Origin of the sequence: Corallococcus exercitus (assembly GCF_003611585.1) — a bacterium.
GTDB classification, from domain to species: domain Bacteria; phylum Myxococcota; class Myxococcia; order Myxococcales; family Myxococcaceae; genus Corallococcus; species Corallococcus exercitus.
This window is the reverse complement of record NZ_RAVW01000529.1, coordinates 1-5,846: the sequence shown is the minus strand read 5'-3', so window position 1 is coordinate 5,846 and position 5,846 is coordinate 1. Positions and strand designations below refer to the sequence as shown.

Below are 5,846 nucleotides of genomic sequence, written 5' to 3'. Positions count from 1 at the left end.
ACCCTGTCCCCCGCGCGTGCCCATCCCGGCCCCGGGGACGGAGCCTGGCGTCGGCCTGTCGTCACGCGGGCGCTGGTGAGGGTCTTGCTTTGAAGCGCGTCCACCGGGGCCCTTTCGAGGCCCGGAGGAGGCGTGCACGCGGTGACGGCCTGCGGTCGGAGATGGCGGAGGATGGGCCTCGCGGCGGCGGTGGTGCTAGCCGCGAGCTGCAACGGGTCTCCTCCCAAGGCGCGGGTGCTGCCAGGGCCGGACGCGCCCGGCGCCACGGATCCGCAGGACGCGCAGTGCCGTTCGGCGGCGCGCGACCCGGGCCGCGTCACGCTGCACCGCCTCAACCGCGCGGAGTACGACAACACCGTGCGCGACCTCCTGGGCGACACGGGCTCACCCGCGAGCGACTTCCCGCCGGACGACCACGGCTTCGGCTTCGACAACAACGCGGACGTGCTCAGCATGTCCCCGCTGCTGATGGAGAAGTACTCGCACGCGGCGCAGGCGCTGGTGGAGGCCGCGTGGGCGCGGGGCGCGTTCGGCGCCTGCGTGCTGGACCCCGTCCAGCCGGAGCCGTGCGCGCGTGAACTGCTGAAGACCTTCGCGCGCCGCGCCTGGCGCCGGCCCGTCACCGCCGAGGAGGTGGAGCGGCTGGTCGCGTTCGTCACGCTGGCCCGGCAGCACGGTGACGCGCCGGAGGTGGGCGTGAAGCTGGCGCTGCGCGCGGTGCTGGTGTCGCCCCACTTCCTCTTCCGCGTGGAGCTGGACCCGGCCCCCACGTCCACCGCGCCGCACGCCGTGAGCGACCTGGAGCTGGCGAGCCGCCTGTCCTACTTCCTCTGGAGCAGCATGCCGGACGAGGCGCTGTTGCAGGTGGCGGAGGGCGGCCACCTGCACGAGCCGGAGGTGCTGGAGGCGCAGGTGCGGCGCATGCTGGCGGACCCCAAGGCCCACGCGCTGGTGGACAACTTCGCGGGCCAGTGGCTCTACACGCGCGCATTGGACTTCGCCCAGCCGGTGTCGCGCTACGGCTTCGACGAGCCGCTGCGCGAGGCCATGCGCCAGGAGATGCAGCTGGTCTTCCAGGAGTTCGTCACCGGCGACCAGCGCCTCAAGGACCTGCTGGACGCGCCCTTCACCTACGTGAACGACCGGCTGGCCACGCACTACGGTCTGCCCAAGCCGGGCACCACCGCGATGACGCGCGTGGAGCTGACGGACCACCCGGAGCGCGCGGGGCTCTTCGGGAAGGGCTCGCTGCTCACCGTCACCGCCAACCCGGACCGCACGTCGCCGGTGAAGCGCGGCGTCTGGGTGCTGGAGCAGCTGCTGTGCAAGGCACCGCCCCCGCCACCGCCCGACGCGGGCGGGCTGGCCCCGGCGGTGGACCCCACGCTGAACATCAAGGCGCGCATGGCGGAGCACCGCGCGAACCCGGGCTGTTCGGGCTGTCACACGCTGATGGATCCGCTGGGCTTCGGCATGGAGAACTTCGACCCGGTGGGCCGCTGGCGCACGAAGGAGGAAGGCGGCGCGGCGGTGGACGCCAGCGGCGAGCTGCCCGGGGGCAAGACGTTCCAGGGCGTGGTGGAGCTGCGCGCGGTGGTGAAAGAGGACCCGGACCTGTCCGCGTGCATGACGCGCCACCTGCTCACCTACGCGCTCGGGCGTGGCGCGGAGGAAGAGGACCGCTGCACCGTGCGCGACATCTCCCAGCAGGCGGAAGGCCGGGGCGGCCGCCTCACCGACTACATCCTCGCCATCGTCCGCAGCGACGCGTTCCTGCGGCGGCGCGGCGAGGCGGAGGCACCGAAGCCATGAACCGCACCCCTGTCCTGTCCCGCCGCACGCTCCTGCGCGGCATGGGCGCGCTGATGGCGCTGCCCCTCCTGGACGTCATGCGCCCGCGCACGGCCCGCGCCGCCACGCCGGCCCCGCGCCGCTTCGTGGCCTTCTACACGCCCTGCGGCATCCACATGCCCAAGTGGACGCCCGGCGGCGAGGGCGCGGACTACTCGCTGACGCCCACGCTCGCGTCGCTGGCGCCGGTGAAGGGGGACGTGCTGGTGCTGAGCGGGCTGGACAACCTGCCCGGCAGGCCGGACGGCGACGGCCACCACGCCGCCGCGACGGCCGCGTTCCTGTCCTGCGTGAAGGCGCGCAAGACGGAGGGCACCAACATCCGCACCGGCGTCTCCATGGACCAGGTGCTGGCGAACGCGGTGGGCAAGCACACACGCTACCCGTCGCTGGAGCTGGGCATCGACCAGGGCCGGGGCATTGGCAACTGCGACTCCGGCTACGCGTGCCCCTACGCGAACAACATCGCGTGGGCGGGGCCGTCCACGCCCGTGCCCAAGGAGACGAAGCCCCGCGCGGCCTTCGAGCGGCTGTTCGCGGACTTCGACCCGAACGTCACGCAGGAGGAGCTGGCGAAGCGCAAGGCGTACGGCCTGAGCATCATCGACGCCGTGCGCGACGACGCGAAGTCGCTCCAGGGGAAGCTGGGCACCACCGACAAGCGCAAGCTGGACGAGTACTTCACCGGCGTGCGCGAGCTGGAGCTGCGCGTGAACGCGATGGACGGCGCGGGCCCCGCGTGCGGCACCGCCGTGACGCCCGTGGACAGCGAGGACGTGCGCGAGAAGACGAAGGCGATGCTGGACCTCATCGTGCTCGCGTTCCAGTGCGACCTGACCCGCACGTGCACCTTCATGCTGGGCAACGCGCGCAGCCAGCGCGTGTATTCGTTCCTGGGGCTGTCCGGCGAGCACCACGCGTACTCGCACCACCAGCGGGCCCAGGCCAACTACGACGCGCTGGCCAAAATCGACAAGTGGGAGGTGGAGCAGTACGCGTACCTCCTCCAGCGCATGAAGGGCGTGCTGGAGGAGGGCGGGACGCTGCTGGACCACAGCGCCGTGTACTTCTCCAGTGAGATCGCCGACGGCAACATGCACGAGCACAAGAACCTGCCCATCCTGCTCGCGGGCCGCGCGGGCGGCGCCATCGCTCCGGGACGGCACGTGCGCTACCCCGGCCAACCGCTGGCGAACCTCTACATCGCGCTGCTGAACATGTTCGGCGTGCCCACGACGACCTTCGGCGACGACGGCACGGGGTCCCTGCCCGGCCTGGGCGTGTAGGGCAGGAAGGCGCTCGGGCACCCCGGGGGCCGCCTGCCCCGCTCAGTTCGGCTGCACGCGAGGCGCGCATGCGGAATGATTCCGCGCATGGCTCTTCCTGTGTTCCGTCGCGGGCTCGCCGTGTTGCTGCTGGCCCCGTTGCTCGGCTGTGGCTCCAGCGCGAGCGCGCAGCGTCCGGTGTCCTCTTCCACGAAGCAGGCCGCGGCCAACGCCGCCGCGCGCAAGGTCCCCTCGGCCACGCCCGCGCCTCCGGAGGGCACGCGCAAGCCGCTGCCCTCCGCCGCGGAGCTGAAGCGGGACATGGTGGCCGCGCACAACGAGGCGCGGGCGAAGGCCTCGCGTCCCACGCCGAAGCCGGCGCTGCCCGCGCTCACCTGGTCCGACGAGGCGGCGCGCAAGGCGGAGTCGTACGTGAAGGAGTGCCGCTTCGAGCACAACCCGGACCGGGGCACCTTCGGAGAGAACCTGGCCGCCGCGACGCCGGACACCTGGAACACCGCGCAGGTGGTGAAGGGCTGGGCGGACGAGTCCGCCGACTACGACTACGCGTCCGGCAAGTGCAAGGCCGGGAAGATGTGCGGCCACTACACGCAGGTGGTGTGGCGCACCACGAAGGCGGTGGGCTGCGCGACGCGGCTGTGCACGAAGAACTCGCCTTTCGGTGGGAACGTGAAGACGTGGCAGCTCTGGGTGTGCAACTACGCGCCGCCGGGCAACTGGGTGGGCGAGAAGCCCTACTGAGCCGCGAGCGTGACGACCTCGATGCCGCTCGGCGTGCCCACGGCGAAGCGGCGGTGCGCGGCGTCCATCGCGAAGTGCGGCGGGGGCGGCAGGTGGTGGCGGATGCTGGCCAGCACCTTCCCCGTGTCCAGGTCCTCCCAGCGCTGCACCACGCGGCCGGTGGCGCGGGACACGAGCTTCGGGTGGCCGAAGAAGTCCACCACGTGCTCCGCGTCCACGACCATCAGCGGGCCCGCGGGCTCCTCCAGCTCCACCTCCGACAGCACCTTCTTCTCCGCGAGCGAGTACGTGCCCAGGAAGAACGAGGCCTCGTCGCGGGACTCCTCCAGGCGGACGAACACGAGCGTGTCCCGCGCGCCGAAGGCCACGGACGTGAGGAAGATGCCGCCCTCCACGCCCTCCATCAGCGCCGCGCTGTCCAGCGACGCGGGCTCCTCCAGCGCGCGGGGCACGTCGAACACCGACGCCGCGTCCACCGGGTGCCAGATCCACCCCGCGCTCGCCAGGTAGCGCCCGTCCGGGCTGAACTGGAGCCGCGAGTGGAAGATGTCCGCGGGCGTGTTGTCGCGCTTCGTGAGGCGCTCGCCCGTGGCGGCGTCCTCCAACTCCACCACGCAGTACGACTCCGGGCAGTGCGCCAGCAGCGTGCGTCCGCCAGGCAGCGTGTGCAGGGCCACGGGGTAGTCGTGGACGTGCGCCTGATAGAAGTCGCGCATGAGCTGCCGCACCACGCGCGTGCCTTCGAGCAGCAGCCCCGCCGTCCCCAGCGATTCGTACAGCACGCTGTAGCGGCCGTCCGGGGACATCACCGCGCGGTCGAAGCGGTAGGCGTAACGGACATGCGGGTCATCGGTGCCGCCGTCCAGGCCGTAGCGCACCATTCCGCCCACCGGGTCCACCAGCGCGTCGCCGCTCCAGCACAGGGAGGACACGGCGCCGGGGGTCTTCAGGGTCTGTCTCTGGAAATCCATGGCGCCGGGACGCGGGTGCCCGGCGCATCCTGACCCGAGCTCACGCCGGAATCATTGTCAGCAGCTGCTGGGCCTTCGTGCGCAGCTCCTTGTCACCGCCCTGGAGGACCTGCTCCGCGTGGTGGCGGGCCTTCGCCGGCTCCCCCAGGCGCAGCGCCAGCGCCAGGTTGAAGTGCGTGGTGGGGTCCTCGGGGTGCGCCTCCAGCACCGGGGCCAGGACGCTGGCCGCGAGCGCCGGGCCCTCCTGCGGCACGTGCTCCAGGTAGTGCACCGCCAGGTCATTGGGCGCGCCCGTGTCCGTGGGCGCCCGCGCGACGGCCTCTTCCAGGAGCGTGCGCACCCGGCCGCGCTGGCCCGCGACGTCCAGCGCCCGCGCGAGCTGCCGGCGGGCCTCCACCGACTCCGGGTCGCGCTGGAGCACCTCCTCGAAGAGGGGCAGGGCCTCCGCCAGCTTGCCGGCGAGCAGCGCGGCCATGGCGTGCAGGCCGATGAAGTTGGGGTTCTCCGGCTCCAGCTTCCGCAGCCGCAGCGCGGCGGCCAGGGCGTTCTGCGTGAGGCCCCCGAGCAGCGACAGGTTGAAGATCTCCTCCCAGAGGACCGCGTCGTCCGGCGCGAACGTCAGCGCGTCCCGCAGCTCCTGGAGCGCGAGCCCCAGGTCCCCTGTCTCCAGATACGCCCGCGAGCGTTCCCACTGCGCGCGGTAGGACTCCTTCGCCATCGTGCCCCTCAACCCCGGAACATCTTGTGGAACAGCCGCATGAACATGCCCGACTTGGGCGCGGTCTCCGGGCGGCCGGAATGCTGCTGCTGCGCCTGGGACTGGAGGTCCAGCTTCATCTTCAGCTTCTTGATGTCCGGGTCGATGGAAAAGGTGCTGAACTCATCGTTCCCTTCAAGGGCTGTCTGGATCTTCCGCGCGCGGGATTCGTCGTGGCTCATGTCGCGTCTCCTGACCGGGTCCCGACCCTAGCACGGGGCCTGGCTCTTATACACATCT

At 71.8% G+C, this 5,846-nt stretch carries 6 protein-coding genes; 3 read left to right on the top strand and 3 right to left on the bottom strand.

The genetic code is table 11. The features are described from left to right. The first annotated feature begins 171 nt into the window (after positions 1-171). The 3 genes from D7W79_RS37740 to D7W79_RS37730 all read left to right on the top strand — a co-directional run bounded on the left by D7W79_RS37740 (position 172) and on the right by D7W79_RS37730 (position 3,878). On the top strand, positions 172-1,812 hold the full coding sequence (locus D7W79_RS37740) for a DUF1592 domain-containing protein (RefSeq protein WP_244222193.1): 1,641 nt from the start codon (positions 172-174) through the stop codon (positions 1,810-1,812). Continuing rightward, the gene (locus D7W79_RS37735; RefSeq protein ID WP_120530106.1) at positions 1,809-3,137 is read left to right on the top strand and encodes a DUF1552 domain-containing protein; all 1,329 of its coding nucleotides are present in this window, start codon (positions 1,809-1,811) and stop codon (positions 3,135-3,137) included. The genes D7W79_RS37740 and D7W79_RS37735 overlap by 4 nt, the downstream gene beginning before the upstream one ends. 87 nt (positions 3,138-3,224) lie before the next feature. After that, entirely contained in the window at positions 3,225-3,878 is a 654-nt protein-coding gene (locus D7W79_RS37730; RefSeq protein WP_244222192.1) for a CAP domain-containing protein, read from the top strand. Here D7W79_RS37730 and D7W79_RS37725 read toward each other — a convergent pair. From D7W79_RS37725 to D7W79_RS37715, 3 genes are read right to left on the bottom strand one after another with little or no spacing between them, the layout of a single operon-like run. Next, positions 3,872-4,849: a WD40 repeat domain-containing protein gene (locus tag D7W79_RS37725; RefSeq protein WP_120530104.1), complete on the bottom strand. Its 978-nt coding sequence runs from the start codon at positions 4,847-4,849 to the stop codon at positions 3,872-3,874. The genes D7W79_RS37730 and D7W79_RS37725 overlap by 7 nt on opposite strands. A gap of 40 nt (positions 4,850-4,889) precedes the next feature. After that, complete coding sequence (locus D7W79_RS37720) at positions 4,890-5,567, bottom strand: tetratricopeptide repeat protein (RefSeq protein ID WP_120530107.1); 678 nt, start codon at positions 5,565-5,567, stop codon at positions 4,890-4,892. A gap of 8 nt (positions 5,568-5,575) precedes the next feature. Next, complete coding sequence (locus tag D7W79_RS37715; protein ID WP_120530103.1) at positions 5,576-5,788, bottom strand: hypothetical protein; 213 nt, start codon at positions 5,786-5,788, stop codon at positions 5,576-5,578. Positions 5,789-5,846: the final 58 nt, after the last annotated feature.